Below are 16,607 nucleotides of genomic sequence, written 5' to 3'. Positions count from 1 at the left end.
TCGGTGCCCCCTGGTGCCCCTGGGCGCTCCGCCCGTTCAGTATGGCGGGGCGGGGGCGCGGGGTGTAGGGCGCTGAGGAGGCACTGGGCAGGAGCCGCCCGCCCCGCCTTCCACGACAGACGTGGTCGGCGATGCGTGTGTGGCCGCAGCCGCCGCGGTCACACGTGCATCGCCCGGCGCCGGCGCGCTACGGCACGTTCTCCCAAGCCCGCGCCAGCACCCGTTCCAAGCGCCGCCGGCCACCGTCATCGTCGAACACCTGCAGAGCGTCCAGGCACGTGAGCAGCGGCCCTGCCCGTTCCGGTTCGATGTCGGCCACTGCGAGAGCAGTCAGATGGTCCTCGTACTCGCTCCACTCGGTCCCGAACTCCGCCAAGAGCACCTCGTACGCCTTGCACAAGCCCTCATCGTCCGACAGACCGATGGCTTCCACGAACCGTTCGGCACCTTCGGCGCTCTTCAACCCCTCGTCGACACGCCTCAACGCGCGGTCCTGATCACGGCAGCGCTCGTGTTCTTCCGCTGCGCGGTCGAGCAGCAGCGGCCAGCCACCGGTCGCGGCAGCCAGCATTTCGAGACGCTGCTCCGTTTCGAACAGGCCGTGGTCCTGCGCCCAGTCCCGCACGCCGTGGACGTCCAGGCGCTTGAGCACGACCAGTTCGCCGTGGTCGGCCAGAGCCGTCTCGGGGCTCGTGAAAAGCTCGTGCCAGAAGCCGAGTTGGCTGGTACCGGACACCAGAGCGACAGTGCGGGTGCCATTGTCAGGCAGCAGGTCCCGCGCCTCGGTGAGGGACTCGAGACAACGGTTCACCTTCACCGGCTTGGCCCGCAGATCACTGACCACCAGCCGGTGCTCGTCCTGCACCGTTTCCTGCAGCTCTTTGCGGTAGCCATGCGCACTGCACGTGACGACGGGTGACCAGCGGGGCGCCTGAAGGGTGGTGAGGTACAACGTGTCGGCGACATGGCCGACACCCGTTGCCTCGGAACCCAGCACGACACGTACGAGATTGCGGCTGCCGTCCCCGCGTACATAGTCGATCTGGTTGACAGTGAGCGGGGCGGAGCGGTCGCCTTGGAGAATCCGTGGGCGGCGTTCCAGTACGACGGTGTCCTGAAGACGGCAGTCTTCCTCGGCACGCAGCAGCCGTGACTCGATCTCGTCAGCGGTGCCGATCATTCGCAGGGCGTTGGGACCCCGCAGGTGCCAGCCGGCACCGTCATGGTTGGGGGCGAGGATACCCAGACCGACCATCTCCTCCAGGTACGCCCGGAAGCTCACACTGTCCAGACGGTGGAATCCCGCACGCCACCACGTCTCGCACTCCTCGCGCAGCTCCCGGTCGCTGAGCCGGGTCTGCAGCCCCCTTTCGCGGGCGTGGCGGGCGAGCACGTCGGCCACGACGCGATAGCAGTCGTCCAAGTCGAGCGTGGCCTGGAACGCCTTGGTGATCTCCGCACGCAGGTCAGGGTCCTGCTCGACCGCCGAGATGTCGTCACCGTCGATCTGGTTGGGCGGCTGTTTCCGCTCCCTCAGCCGCTTGACCTGCATCGCACGCACCAGCCGGTGGCCGAATATCTGCAGCAGGAAGGGCTGGTACGAGCAGAAGCCGAGGACCCGGTTGACCAGGTCGGTGTCGGCGAACTCGTAACCGAGCGCCCGCATCGGATACAGCAGCAGGTCGGCAGCGAACTGTGGTTTGAGCGGGCCGACCACGGTGGGGTTCTGCGCCATCTGGTTGAACGGCGTGTTCTGCACGTGCCGGGTGAAGCGCTGCACCGAGTGCAGGCCCGCGAAGACGACCTTCGCCCGGTTCCGGGTCGCGTCGGAGAGTTCCGCAAGCGCACGCAGCCGGCGGGTCTCGCTGCACCGCCGTACGGCGTCGGCCTCGAAGAATCCGTCGCACTCGTCCAGCAGGACCAGCAACCGTCGTTCGGGGTCCTCGCGGAGCCAGTACTCGATACCGTCCTGGACCCGGCGCCACGGCTCCATTCGAGCGGCCTGGCCCTTCGGCTCGGCGAGAATCCCCTCACCGACGAGCCGGCGCTCCAGCTCCGGCCAGACCGCTTCGGCCCCGGTGGACGTGGCACGGCTCATGCTCAGCGGGTCCAGATTGACGTAGAGCTTGCGGTACACACCCGGACGCTGCTTCTCGAACTGCTCACCGGCGTCAGCGAGCAATGCCGACTTGCCGAGCCCGCGACCGCCGTAGAGCACCTGCGTACCGTCGGGGTCCAGGATGCTCTTGCGCTCGGTGTCGCGCCCGTAGAACATCTCCCAGCCGATGCGGCCCCGCTTCTCCTTGATGTACGGGTTGACGGAAGAGAACGGCAACAGGATCTCGGTCGCCGCGTCGACACCTCTGCGCCCGTGCGCGGCGAGGTAGGCGAGCGCGGCATCGTCGACGACCAGCAGCGGGCGGGCGCCCTGCGCGGCCACGGCCAGATCGGCGCGGACTGCGGTGCTCATGGTGCCGAAGTGCACCACCAACAAGCTGGACTGGTCCGGGTCGAGCCCGACCAGGTCCATCAGCCGCCGGGCTGACGGTTGTCCCCACACCAGCAGCAAGCGCAGTTTGCGTCCGTTGTCGGCGATGTGCGAACCGAAGGCGGGCGCCCAGGCACGGCCGGTCACCGTGGTTTCGTACAGCTCGGCGAACCCGTAGTCACGGCCGCGCTGCATCTTGTCGAGGCGACGGGCCCGTGCCTGGTAACCAAGCAGGGCCACGGCAGGGCTGAGGTCCTCACGCGGATTGATGTCGTGGCGTTGCCGAGTGGTGGCCAGCTTGGTCCAGCGTCGCAGGGCGTCCGCGGTGCGTTCCGCCTCTTCCGCGGAGAGCCCGGAGTAGTCCAGGACTGCACAGCCGGGGTGTCGGCCACGAGTACGGACGGACTCGATCACCTCGGGCGTCAGACCGTCCGAGAGCGCTGCGGGGACCTCCGGGAAGAACTCCTCGAAACGGGACTCCTGGAGCCGCATCTCGGGCATCTTCTCGTCGAGTTCGAGGAAGTAGACCAACTCGGCGGCCGTACCCAGGTTGCCGTACTCCAGGGCACGCTCGACCTGTTCGCGCTCCTCGGGGCTGGCGCCGGGCAGGGTGTCGAGCCGTTTACGCAGCTCCTGCGTGGCCTGGTTCCTGTACTGCGGGACGAGGTCGTCGACAAGGTCGAGGTTGCGCCGAATGTCCATCAGTTCACGCAGTTGTCCCGACTCGGTGCACTCGGCAGCGTCGGCGAGGAGCTCCCGCAGGTGAATCCCCTGTTCCGGCGTGACGGCGTCCTCGGCCTCCGCCCGCCCGACCTCGGCGATCAGCTCCGCCCGGCGCTCGCTGAGTTGCCGCTTGCGCAGCTCTTCCTTCGCCAGCAACTGATCGAGGCGGCTCTCGTCCAGTTCGAAGCCGTCACCACCGGGCAGGACGCCCCGGGCGTGCAGGTGGGCGATGACACAGACCGCTGAGAAGTGGTCATGCCCGATCTGTCGGGTGAGTGCCCGCTCCCAGTCCGCGTCGACCGCCTGCAACAGGTCTTCCAGACGGGGTACGCCGTCGTGCGGCGCACCGACCTTGAGGAGTTCGACATCGAGGATGCGCCGGGGGTCCTCAATCACGGCGGACCGCGGAGTTTGCACCTCTTCACGCAACTCGCCCAGCAGCGCGGACAGTTCACTACGGGCCGTGAAGGAAGCCGCGGCGGCGAGCGGATCGGTCTGCCGCTCCTCGGCCGCCAGCTCGTCGAGCGCGACGTCGCCGAGTGCGAGCAGCCGCGTGCGCAGCACGGAAACCGTCTCCACGGCCCAGCCCTGCTCGGCCGAGCGAGCCGTCACCGCCTCACGGCGGGCCAGCTGCCAGATGCGCACGCTCTCGCGGACCCGCTCGGCGAACTGCCGTACGTCATTCCGCCCGGCTCCCTGCAGCGGCGCGCGGGAGCCGCGCAGCTTGGCGTCGAGGCGGTCGATCGCGGCTTCGATGTCCGAACGTCGTCCGATCTCCTGCAGCAGAGCCGTGGCCCGGTCGTCGGCGTCGGCCGCCCCTTCCGTGATGGCGTGCAGTGCAGGGCCGAGCACGCCGCCGCGCTCCAGCCAGCGTTCCACCAGCTTGGTGGCTCTGTGGTAGCGGATGTGCGGGGCTCTGAGCAGGTCCCGGCAGGCGTCGGTCGCTTCCCGCAACCGCTGTTCGGCACCCGGCGCACCGGCGAGAACGACGCTGAGGGGTGCGAGGGCCAAGGCGCCCTCGAGTGTGCGCTGAGCGACGCCCCCGGCCATCTGCCCCATTGCGTCGGGCAACCGTGCCGGCAGTTCCTTGAGCGCTGCACCCACGATGTGCTCCCCCGTGACAAGCGCCGCCCTGAGGAGAGCCGGCAGCACCAGCAGGTGCGCCGCACCCTCTCCGGCGAAGTCCGCCTCGGAGTCGAAGAGCGTCTCGACGACCGCTGAGCAGGCCCGGTCGCCCCGCAGCCGCAGGGCCGTCGCGAGGCCCGCCAGGCGCAGGGCACGTTCCTCGGTGGCGGGTCGCTCAGCCGCCCGGGAAAGGTGGGCTGCCAGCCCGTACCTGCGTTCGCGGACGAGCCGCGCCAGGACGGCATCGAGGTCGAACACAGCAGCAGGTGCCGCGGCGCCGGACATGGGTAGGGGCGACAGAGCGGTGGCCGCACGGGACTTCTGCCCGGGCCATTGCTGCGGCACGACAGCACGGAGCTGAGCAGTCGGCTCCGGCTCCACCGCCGGTCCCGGCGTCTGCTCGGTCGCCGAGCAGGTCTGCTCCGCCGGCCCGCCGGTGAGAAGGGCGGCGGAACGCGGTGCCACATTCTCCGGCTCCGACGGCCGTTTCCTGTCGGGCGCCTCGGCAACGGTCTGTTCAAGCGGCGTCGTGCTCTGTTGGTCCGGTGTCGTGGCCTCGCCATGGGCAGCATCATGCGTGTCGTCCGCGGGCTCGGACGAAGGCTCCCGGCCAGCCTCACTCTCGGCCTCACGGGCCGCTTCTTCCGGTACGGCAGGACCGCTTTCCTCGGCCGCAGTGGTCATCGACTGCGGTCCGGTGCCGGCTTGTGCGCTCTCTCGGAGCTGCGCTCCGTCCGTCGGCGCCCTGCCGGGCAACTGTACTTGGTCCGCCAGGAGCAGGAGCACGGAGTATTGGGCCGCCGCCTGAGCAACTCGCCGCTGGGCAGCGCGCAGATCCGTGGTGGTGTCCGGCTGTGCACCGAGCAGCACCACGTGCACCAGCTGTTCCAGGGTGCCTGCCTCGTCGCGTTGCGCGGCACTCCACGTCTGCTCGGCCAGCAGGGCGCTCGCCCGGCTTCGGGCATCGGCGAGCGGACCGGCGATCGCACTGTCAGGAGCGCAGGTGGCGGCTGCCAGCTGGGTCAGTGCAGTGCGGGTGGCGACATCCCTGGTGCGCTCGGCGCTGAGCGCCTCCGTTGCGGCCGCGAGGTCGGCAAGGCATAGGAGGGCCTCGTCGCTCACGGCGGGCAGTCCGCGGCGGGCAGCCTGGAACGCCGGGGCCACGGCATTGAGGGTGGCAAGATCCGTGTCGGTGGGCGGTCGCCCGTCATCGAGGGCGCGGTGGATCCGTTCCGCAGCTTCGCGTCCAGCAGTCACCGCTGCTTCCGCTTGAGCGTAGAGCGCGGCGGGGTCGGAGGACGCCACCTGAGTGGGTTCGTCCCGTTCCGGAGCAGGTCGCTCGACAGGCGAGCCCTCGGTCGTGGGCACTTGGCGGCAGTGGGGATCTTCTTGCAGGGCTTCCGCTTCCTCGATGACGGCCTCGGCGTACCCGCACGCAGCCTCCAGCGCGGTGAGGTCGACCACGCCGGAGGACCAGGGCTGCCGGGCCACCCACAACAGCAGATGGGCTCCTTCGACAGAAGCTGCCATGCGGCAGAAGACCGTGAGCCGCAGCAGTGCGGCGCTCCAGCGCAAAGGGCGGGCGGGCTCGGCTTCCCGGCCCTCCGCGGTGATGCCGCTGTCCACCAGATCCACGTAGATCCGCTCTGTCAGGTGCTGGGCCAGGTGTGCCCGGCCGCTCTCGTCCTGGAGCTGGCGGGCTCGTACGAGAACCTGCTCGCTGAGCGTCCTGCCGACGCGACGCGGGGCTATCTTGCGAATGCGGACCGATTGCAGCATGTACTGCTTACCCTTGGGCGTGAGCGCGTTGAGCGCCACCTCCACATCATCGGCGGAGAGTTGGTCCAAGGCGTCGCATACGGAATGCTCCAGTGTGTTCAGCGCGTCCGCGAAGCTCCTCAGCCGTGAGCGCAACTGCCGGGGAGTTACGTGCAGCGACTCTGTCACGTCGTGGTAGTGCGGTGCCATCAGGCGGTCAGCTCTCCTCTGGGATGAGTGACGGGTCCGAGTCCGGAACCGTCGGCATCAGCGGCTGCGGGCGTGGCCCGTGACGTAGGTGTAGCCGGTCGGGAGCTCCCAGCCGTCCGCCTTGCCCAGCAGACGGGAGTGCTCCCGGTAAGCGATGCGCCGGTCCTCGCTGGCCTCTTGGCCGGCCGGCAGGCGCCGGAGGAATCCGTGCACGAAGTATTCCGGTCGCATGCGCTTGGCGGAGGCGACGTGACCGGCGGGCCGACGGCGTGTGGGCCTTGGCGCCGGGTCGTAGCCGACCAACGGGATACGGGTCTCGTTCTCGCGCGCCGGATGGTGCGGGACACCGTGCGTGTCCCGGCTGCCGGTCGCCGCGTACAGTCGGCGCTCCGCGACGAGCTCCTCCGCTGCCTGGTCCAGCGCGTCGGCCTGGGACTGGGGCGGGACGTCACCGTACACGGCCCGTGGCAGCGCCGCGCGATCGAGAAGGGCGTGTCCGTCCAGGGACAGCAGACCGCACCGGCGAACGGCGCGCAGCACCAGGTGGCGCGGGTCGAGCCCGGCCGGGGAGTCGACGCTGCGGTCGCTTCCGGGTGCGGAGTCCCGGGTGAGAACCCGAGGGTCGAACTCATGGCCGATGTAGCAGCCGTCGATCTCGACAGGCTGGTCCAGCTCGGTGGTGGAGACGCGGATGACACGTCCTCCCCTGGGCCACTGGACGGTGAGAAACAGACCGGGGAAGAAGTCGAAGGGCCACTGGACATCGGTGAGCTCGCCTCCTTCGTCGTCACCGACCAGGGCGACATCCTGCGTGGCCTCGTCCGGATCGAGTTCACCACCGCGGTGAAGCAGTTCCAGCCGTACTGTGCTGAGGTCGCATCCGTGGTCGCGCAGGTGCGTCAGGACGAGCGGCCGCAACGGCAGACGATCCTCCAGGAGATGAGCGAGCCGCAGCGGCTGACGCCAGGTGATCTCGCTGTCGTCCACACGCAGACCGTGGGAGAGACCGAGCCCTTCGGCTTCGGGCAGTGGCGCATCGACCGGTTCGAGGTCGGGCTCCGCCGCGGTGGGTTCCGATGCGGCGTCCGGGGCAGCGGGCCCCGCCTGCGCAGCGCGATCGGGTACTGTCCCGGCGACTGCATCCAGCCAGCCGCGCCCCGCAGGCGTCAACGGGTCCCCCGTTTCGCCCTCTCCGGAGCCAGGCCGGTGGGTGCGCCACACCCCACCCTGTTCGAAGCCGTCGTCCAAACTGACGCGAACGTCGGTCTTCGCGAAGAGTCCGTCCTCCGACTCGCTGTGCAAACAGTCGGCGATCACCAGATTGGCCTGGCAGACCGAGACCGCATACCCCACTCCGGACAGCAGCGGCGCGGCACCACCGATCGCGCGCAAGGCCGGCCCTACAGGCAGGTAGCGGGCGTGCGAGGTGGCGAGTCCGTGCCGACGACGGCCGGTGTCGGGCGGGTTCGTCACCGAACGGGACAGGGCGATCATGTCCTCGCGCCCCAGTGCTCCGGAGGAGGCAAGCCGCTCGGCGAGCCGGGACCGCGGCAGCGCGTATTCCTGCCACAACCGCAACACGTCGCTGCCTCGCAGGGCGCGCCGGACCACTGCGAGCAGGTTGAGCAACGCAGCCCGCAGGTCTTCTGTGCCGATGCCCGCCGCGAGGTGGGCGATCGAGACCGGCACATTCGGGTGGAGCAGTGATTCCCGCTGGACGGTGAGCAGGTGCTCGACGAACTCCTCGGCCTCACCGGCCGGAGCGGTACCGCTGTAACGCCCGTGAACGACCAGATGAGCGTCGGCGTTCAGCCACTTCCCCCGGTTGAGCAGCGCCCGCAGCTTCGGCTCGTCCAGGTGGAGGGCGGGGCCGAACGCCTCCAGGTCCGGCACCAGCAACTCCCGGCGCAGGCCCGCCCGCGCCTCCGCCACCTCGCCCGGTCCGGACGCACCGGCCGGAGCTCCGGAGACCCAGGCCGGGAAGACCAGGCCGTCCTCGGTGGCCTCCGGGTGCCGGCCCTCCTTGTAGACCACCTCCGCGTACAGCAGCTTGCTGGAACCGCCGGTGTCGACCCGGACCATGGCACCCACCGGAACCGCGGGTGTCTCCTCGCCCCAGGTCAGAACGGGGAACACATCCAGGTCGAAGGGACCGTTGCCGTAGCCTTCACCGCCTGGTTCGTAACCGAAGTAGGCGGCGTTGAAGGCGACAGCGGTGTGCAGAGGCCCGGAGCGGTCGAGCGCCACGGTCTCCAGGTAGCGACGTAGCCGTACCAGGTCCGCCGGTGGAGTGTCCTTGGGGGAGCGCGCCATCACAGGCGTGAACACCGGGTCGTGCTCGTAGGGGCGCCAGACGTCAGGAGCCGACTGTGCGGGCCGAGGTGGCGGAACGGCGGACGGAGGAATGGCGAGCATGCTCATCGGGGCTCCCCCTGCTGGTTGCTGATGGCGGGGCGAGACAGAACCGCGCGGTGGGGCACGGCGAGGCTTCCGGACAGTGCGTGCCACAGTCCCCTGTCGTTTTGCTCAGCCCTGCCTGCTGCCGCGAGGCGTGAGAGGCTCTCGTCCACCTGCCCCTGGGTGATGCCGGCCCGACCTCCGAAGTAGCGGCTGGCGCGCAGGCTCTCGGGCAACGGCACCATACGCCGTTCGCCCGCGTGGTACGCGCTCTCGTCACCGCGCAGTGCGTGCAGCAGGCGCCTGGGGTGCATGCCGCGCGGCTGGAGCTGGAGAAGCCGGTGGACCTGACGGTCGACGTGATGATCGCGCAGGGTGGCGTCGGCGCCTCCGCCGTCGTGCGGGCGCAGCCCGGCGAACGCTTCGGCGACAGCGGGGCGGTGCTCACCTCGTGGCCAGTCCCCCCGGTTCCAGCAGGCCGAGCAGCGGCAGTCGGCCTGGGCACAGCTCCCTTCCGGTAAGTCACCGACACCGAAGTAGTCGGCAAGGAACCGCTGGGCGCAACGGTCCGGCGCGTCGAAGAAAGCGCGCAGCCGGTCGAGTTCCTCAGCGACTCCGGCAGACCTCCGCGTCATGAGGGAGAGATAGCCGGCGGGGACGGCTCGCCGGTGGACGTGCAGGCCGGTGACCAGGTGATGGCTGGGCGCGGCCGAAACATCGAGCAGACCGCGGTCGTGCACATCGATCAGGAGCTCCCAGGTGGCCGCGGGGCCGTCGGCCACGTCCCGGTAGCCCGGAAGGTCACGCGCCAGCTCCCGGTCAAGTGCCAGGACGTCGACCCGGTGCGGGGTACGCCAGGTCAGTGCGGCCCGGACGACGGCATCTTCGATGACCTGACCCTCCTGAGCAGTGGACCCGGCCGGCCGTTCGGTGCCGGGGATGTCGCCGGGCCTGACGGCACACAGCGGCGGATGATCGCCGAGGTCGGTCACCGTGCCGAGGTCGGCGAGGACGCTGAACGCCCGCATGACCGCGGCTTGGTGGCGCTCCCGTTGATGGCGGTCGGACAGCTCGCTCTCGGTCAGCGTGCCCCGCGCCACTTCCTCCGCCATCAGCTGCTCAGCCACGTCGACAGCGGCGAAGCTGCCGTCCGGGAGGGAGAGCAGCAGCTCAGCGGCCCGGCGCAGTGCGGGCACCGGAAGATCCTGTCCGGCCATGAAACGTGCGGTGCGCAGGCTCCGGCCGGTGGCAAGCGCCAGGCCCACGTTGGCCGGCCGGCCCGGGGCACCTCCCCCGCCCGCGCTGTCACGTCCGGCGCGGCCGATCTGCTGGTACAGGGCTGACAGGTCGGGGGGCGGTGAGACGCACAGCACGGTCCGCACATCGGGGCGGTTGACGCCGAGGCCGAAGGCCGAGGTGGCGACGACGACAACAGGCACAACCGGCTTCGTCCTCGTGGGGCGCCTCCCGGAAGGCGGTCATGGTCGCGGCCTTCTCGACCTCGGTGAGCCGGCCGTGGAAACGCATGATGCGTACCGCTGCGTCACCCAGGTACTCACATAGGTGCGTGTAGAGGCTGTTGACTTCCTTGACGGTGAGGCAGTACAGAATGGCGTGCCCCTCAAGCACATCGACAACCTGCTCCACCAGCCCCGTGACTCCGCTCGGACCGAGTTGGCGCATGGTGCGGCGGTGCAGGGAGAGCTCGGGACGTATGGGGTTCTCCCGCACGGTCACCAGACCACCGTTCGCATCTTCGCCCGCGGCCTCCCGCTCCTCTTGGGGAGAGCCCGGCTCCGGGATGTCACAGGCCACATCGAACAGTCGGGTGCGCAGTGCTTCGTGGACCGAGCGGTTCGCGGTGGCTGTCACGGCGGTCACGGCGACACCGTGCCGATCGCGTATTTCGCCGAGGAACCGTCCGATGCGGCGCGTGCTCGGCCGGAAGTCCTCCCACTGGACGAGGGTGTGCGCCTCGTCGATAGCGATGCGCCGTACGACCCCGGCCTCGGCCGCCCGGCGCACGAGGGTCTGGAAACGGCTCTGGCACAGTCGTTCGGGGCTCACGTAGACGAGGCGGATGCCGTGCTCGGCACGGCCGAGGAGCTGATCGGCCACTTCGGTCTTGCCTGCGCGGCTGCTGGACTCACGTAGCGGCGAGATCAGAGCACGGACCGCGCCGCCGATGGACCGGTTCAGTTCCAGTGCCTGGTCGTGCATGAGCGCGACGAGGGGGCTCACGACGATGGTCACACCGGGCAGCAGGAGCGCGGGCAGCTGGAAGGTGAAGCTCTTGCCGAACCCGGTGGGCAGGAGGCCGAGAACGTTACGGCCCTGGGCGACCGCCCTGATCGCAGTGAGCTGTGCGGGCTTCAGGGCGACCGGCTCGTCGGACAGGCCCAGCAGACCGGCGACCTCGGCCGCTCGGGCACAGACCTCATCAGCCAGAAGCCCCTTCACCCTGAGGTCTGTCTCCTCCTCAGTGCTGAGCCGGAGGGCGTGAATACGGCGCGTGTACGGTAGCAGAGTGTGCCGGGCGAGTGCCTCTTCTGTACACAGCTCGGCCGCACGGGTGTGGTCAAGGAGCCCCGAGCCGGCGAGGAAGGTCCATATGCGCTGCCAGCCGTCCGCCATGGTCGTCACGTTGCCGCCCCCGGTCTCACCGGTCTGCGGGTCGGGACGCTCCAGTCCGTCGTCGAGACTGCCGAGGAAGGCGCGGCGGTAGAGGCGGCGCAGGGCGCTGTGTCCGCCCAGCTTGCGGTCGCTGACGACGATGACGCCGCGGTGGCGGGACGAGCGGATCAGCCGCCCGACCGCCTGCCGTAATTGGAGCGCTGCGAGGGGCAGGTAGTACTGCTCGGTGGCGGCACCGTCGGGGTCCGGGTGGCCCGCCTCGGCGGCACGTTCGCGCACTGCGGCTCTGCGTGCCTCGATCACCGGCGCAGCGAACGGCGCGAACGGCAGCTTGTTGATCCACACCAGTCGCAGCCGTGCAGGGTCGGACACATCGACGCCCTGCCACAGCCCTCGGGTGCCGACGAGAAAGCCACCGCCGCTCTCCTGGTCCGTGAAGGTTTGGTACGCGCGGCCGTTGCCGAGCGTCAACGCCTCGGCCACCGGGACCGTGATCCCGCGGGCGGCGAACTGTTCGACGAGGTGGGCACCGATACCCGCAGCCGTGGCCTTGGCCGTGGTGAGGACCATGGCGCCGCCGTCCCAACCACCGCCGCCCGGACGCTTGCCGACCATCTCCTCGGCGAATCCGGCGAGCTGGTGTGCGACGACACGAACGGCCCCTTCCTCCTGCTCCGCCCACGAAGGAAAGTCGGAGAAACACACAAGCTCGGCCTGACGACGCAGGTCGAACGGCGACGGCAGAGACAGCCGGGGCAGGGAGGGGGACAGGCCGAGACGGCCACGGATGAATTCCCAGTCACCGCCGACACGCAGCGTCGCGGAGACGTACTGAACACGGTCGAAGGAGTCGAGGAAACGACGCCACTCAGGGGAAGCTGGCAGATCGACGGGGCTGGCAGCGATGCGGAACCGATAAGCGCGCAGATGGCTGTCGGGTTCCGCCAGCTCTTCGACATAGACCACGCGCGAAGGGAGCGCGTCAGTCAGCGTCGGAGCAGGAGACAGGAACGCGTCGATGCACGTGGTGAGGCGGTTTAGCCGGTCGGCGACATCCTCGGCGTGCTGGACGAGGCGCTCCGCCCTTTCCCGGGCGAGCAATTCCAAGGTTGCGGAGTTCTGTGTCAGGTACCGTTCCACCTCGGCACGAGCACTGTCGACGGCCCGGGCACTGCGTGCGAGGCAGCGGGAGAGGCGGCGGACCTGGCGGCTGTGTGCGGTGCCGCTGTACGGACCGATCAAGGTGACCGAACGGCTGCCGATGCGCACCCCGACGCCCTTGACCTGAGCGTCCAGGACCTGAGCGGCCTGCCGCGGTAACTGCTCGTCGTCCAGCAGGCGATCGAGGCCGGCGACAGCCACTCGGCCGTCGTCGCTGCTGCTTTCGTCGACCCAGGCGAGAAGGTCGGTCAGAAGAGCTTCGAGCTCCTGGTAGTCGATCTGGTCGGTGAGGGCGGCGGTGGCCGCGTTCTCCAGCTCGTGGGCCTCGTCGAGGACGAGGAGGGTGTCGCGGCCGAGGGACTGAAGGTCGTCGAGGTGTGCCAAGGCAAGGGCGTGGTTCGCGAGGACCAGTCGGTGCCCGGCCACTGCCTCGCGTACGGTGTCGGTATGGCAGGCCAGGCTGCTGCCGGAACCGGCGCTGAAGTCGCCGTCGCGTTGGGAAAGCGACTCCAGCCACAGCGGAAGCAGCGGGCCCGCGTAGTCGGAGAAGAAGGCCGGTACGTCGACCGGATCCACGGAACGCGCTGTCCAGGTCAGCGGGGGCTTGGTGGCAGCGCGCAGTCGCAGCGCAAGGAAGACGGCGAGTTCACGGAAGCGCGGGTGAGCGGTGAAGCCGTCACGGCGACGCCGGCCGGAACGAATTCGGGTGGAGTCGGCGAGTGCCTGATTGAGTGCGGACAGCGACACACGATTGACGGCGCCCTTGACCAAGTCGGTGACGGCGAGCAGCCCGGGAACAGCTTGCTGCAGATCCGCTATGTCGCGAGCGAGCTGGCTCTGCAGTTGCTTGGTGAAGGTCGCTATCACGGCGGTGCGACGTGGATCGGCGGCCAGGAAATCCAGAGCGGCGGCGAGGATGGCGTAGCTCTTGCCGGTTCCGGTGGGCGCTTCGAGCAGGCCTCCCACACCGCGTTCGGTCCACGTCTGCAGCGCAGCGGTCATTCGCTGCTGCTCGGGGCGTGGTTCGACCCTGGCACCGTGCACGATCCGGGCCAGTGCCGTCGGATCCACCCGGCCGTCGTTCATGACCAGTTCCGGGGCAAGCTCCACAGGGGCACGCCGCGTGCCTGAAGTGCGTACCGGTCGGTGCGTGGCAAGAGTGCCGGCCAGCAGGTCGGCCACCTCCCGCCTCTCCCAGGTGCGCCGCTCCCGTTGCAGCATCTGCGTGCCGTACGCGAGCTCGAACAGCAGGCGCCAGGCGTCCGAGTCATGGCACACCTCAGCGATGAGTGAGTTCGTCCCGGCACCCAAAGCGACGAGTTGGTCGGCTGCCCGCTCCAGGAGCCGGGCGAGCAAGCGCACGTCGTCGAACGCTACATGCGCTCGCAGATCTTCGGTGTTCACCCCGGTGTCGGCCGCGAGGAAGTGGAGACGGTGCGTGGGCGCAGTGGGCCACAGAGCAAGAGCCAGGTACAACGCGTCCACCGTCCGTCGCCCTGCGAGGGGATCCTCACAACCGGCCGCTTCAGCGGCTTCCCGGATCAGTGAGAAGTCAAGTCCCGTCCCGTTGTAGGCGACGACGACATCTGCGGTGGCTGTGTATGCGGCCAGCTCCCGCCACACCTGGGAAGCAGGCCTGCCCTCCTTCCTGACAGCGGTGTGTACGGCAGGCTCGACCACCTGGTCCGCCACATCACCGAGGTTGACGTACCGGTGCCAGGCCGGTCGCGCGGACACCCACCCCTGATCCGCTCCGAACCGCTGGGCAGCCACCTCGTAGACATCGCGCTGCACATACGGCTCGGCTGTGATGGTGCGGACGATGCTCTCCGCATCGATGAGCACGGCCCTCGTCAGGTGCTGCCCGGCCGAAGAAGCAGAGTCCGGCTCCGGGGTACTCGGTGTCGTCGGCCCTGGGACGGAGGCCTCTTTGACAGCGAAGAGCACATCAAACTCCTCGCGCAGCAACCCGGCCTGGACTGCTTCGCCGACCAGCCGGGCAAGCCGCTGCTCGGGCATCCCACTGCGACGTCGCGTCGCGTTCACCAGCTCGCCCCGAGCGACACCGGCCGGATACTCGGCCACGATCTCGATGACTTTGCGCACTGCGGCCGAAACCTGGCTGCCAGCCTTGCCCACGGGCTTGCCCCTCTACCCCACCGGACGGGCTCCGCGTACCGGGCCTGATACCCGCCGCACCGGAACCCGAGGAACTCCCCCTGAGGTCCGCACCAGTAACTCTCGTTCTGCACCGGGCGCTTCAGCCGGCTCTTCCTACGGGCAGTTCGCCCACCCCACTCGCCCCCTCAGTCTCTGCGCGGGCGTGGCCGAGGCGTCCACGCATCCCTATCCACGATTCCTACGCAACTGGAGGACCGGGATTCACCAGACCGTCACATCGTAGTGGAATACTGCCTCATTTGCGGGGCGTTCGGAGAAAGCCGAAACCCAACGCCCCCGTTTTCACAGAAAACGTCGGCACTGGGCCTCCCCTGTGGATGCGACCACGAGAGCTTCGCGAGGATCGCCGGGCGACGATTCGCCCGGCGTGGCCGACTCGACCCGCCCTAGTCACGATCCGTAGCACCTACGGCCCAGGCCGGCCGCGCGCGTCACTTGCCCGGTGCCCCCCGGCCCCCAGGAGCCTTCGCCCCGCGCCGAGCCAGGCACACCACGTACCGAGACGGCATCAGCAGGGCCTCTTGAGCACAGCTACCGCCGCACCCGCGGCATCCCCAGTCCGATCCACGCGATGATCTCGCGCTGGATCTCGTTGTTGCCGCCGCCGAAGGTGAAGATGACCGCGGAGCGGTAGCCGCGTTCCAGTTCGCCGTGGAGGACGGCGCCGGCCGAGCCGTCCTTCAGGGGGCCTGCCGCGCCGACGATCTCCATCAGCCAGGCGTACGCGTCGCGGCGGGCCTCCGAGCCGTGGACCTTGACCGCGGAGGCGTCCTGCGGGGTGAGGGTGCCGTGCTGGAGGGCGTCGACCATCTGCCAGTTCAGCAGCTTCATGGCGTCCAGTCCGGTGTGCGTACGGGCCAGCCGGCCGCGTACCCAGCCGAGGTCGATGACGCGCCGTCCGTCGGCCAGCTTGGTCTCGGTGGCCCAGCGCTGTACGTCGTGCAGGGCGCGGACGGCCATCGTGCCGTGGGCGGCGAGGGTGACGCGTTCGTGGTTGAGCTGGTTGGTGATGATGCGCCAGCCCTGGTTCTCCTCGCCGACGCGGCGGGTGAGGGGGACGCGGATGTTCTCGTAGTAGCTGGCGGTGGTGTCGTGCGAGGCGAGGGTGTTGATGCGGGTGCAGGAGTAGCCGGGGTCGGAGGTGGGCACGAGGAGCAGGCTGATGCCCTTGTGGGGCGGTACGCCGTCCTCGACGGGGGCGGTGCGCACGGCGAGCCAGACCCAGTCGGCCGTGTCGCCGTTGGTGGTCCAGATCTTCTGCCCGTTGACGAGGTAGCCGTCGCCGTCGCGTACGGCACGGGTCTTCAGGGACGCCAGGTCCGTACCGGCTTCCGGTTCGCTGTAGCCGATCGCGAAGTCGATCTCCCCGGCCAGGATCCTGGGCAGGAAGTACGCCTTCTGCTCGTCGGTGCCGTACCGCATGATCGTCGGACCGACGGTGTTCAGCGCCATCAGCGGCAGCGGCACACCCGCCTGCGCGGCCTCGTCGAAGAAGATGAACTGCTCCATCGGCGTCAGGCCCCGGCCGCCGTACTCCTCGGGCCAGCCGACCCCGAGCCAGCCGTCCGTACCGAGCTGCCGGATCGTCTCGCGGTAGAACCGTTTCTGCGGACCGGCGCCCGTGGCTTCCCGCGCACCGGCCTCGGCGCCGTGGAACCGGGCGTGTGCGTTGTCGGGGGTCAGGGCGGCGAAGTACTCCCGCAGTTCGGACCGCAGCCGCTGCTGTTCCGGCGTGTATTCGAGGTGCACGGCCCCTCCTGGTGTGCCCGGCCCGGATCGTGCGGTGACCCGTGCGCGCCCCGGCGCACGGCCGGTGCGGCACGGCGCGGAAGCGAGTTCCTGACGGGCCGTCGGGTTGTGGGTCGTGGGCACAGTAGAACGTGTTCCATCGATACGGAAGGGTGCCGGCGGGGAGCGGGGCCGGACTCAC

The 16,607-nt window shown here is 69.4% G+C and carries 3 protein-coding genes and 2 pseudogenes; all 5 read right to left on the bottom strand.

Going from position 1 to position 16,607, the window contains the following annotated elements:
* Window positions 1-187 precede the first annotated feature (187 nt).
* Complete coding sequence (locus AB0A97_RS28365) at window positions 188-6,304, bottom strand: hypothetical protein (protein ID WP_361155129.1); 6,117 nt, start codon at window positions 6,302-6,304, stop codon at window positions 188-190.
* A gap of 57 nt (window positions 6,305-6,361) precedes the next feature.
* Window positions 6,362-8,725 (bottom strand): hypothetical protein, encoded by a 2,364-nt coding sequence (locus tag AB0A97_RS28360; protein ID WP_361155127.1) that lies wholly within the window; start codon window positions 8,723-8,725, stop codon window positions 6,362-6,364.
* Window positions 8,726-10,005: 1,280 nt separating this feature from the next.
* Window positions 10,006-10,131: pseudogene (locus tag AB0A97_RS28355) on the bottom strand (helicase-related protein); the annotation flags it as partial.
* Window positions 10,132-10,552: 421 nt separating this feature from the next.
* Window positions 10,553-13,582: pseudogene (locus AB0A97_RS28350) on the bottom strand (DEAD/DEAH box helicase); the annotation flags it as partial.
* Window positions 13,583-15,208: 1,626 nt separating this feature from the next.
* Window positions 15,209-16,426, bottom strand: coding sequence for an acyl-CoA dehydrogenase family protein (locus AB0A97_RS28345; protein ID WP_361155126.1), 1,218 nt, complete (start codon window positions 16,424-16,426; stop codon window positions 15,209-15,211).
* Window positions 16,427-16,607 lie beyond the last annotated feature (181 nt).

This window comes from Streptomyces sp. NPDC045470 (assembly GCF_040646595.1).
Lineage (GTDB): Bacteria > Actinomycetota > Actinomycetes > Streptomycetales > Streptomycetaceae > Streptomyces.
This window is presented reverse-complemented; position numbering and strand designations above follow the sequence as displayed.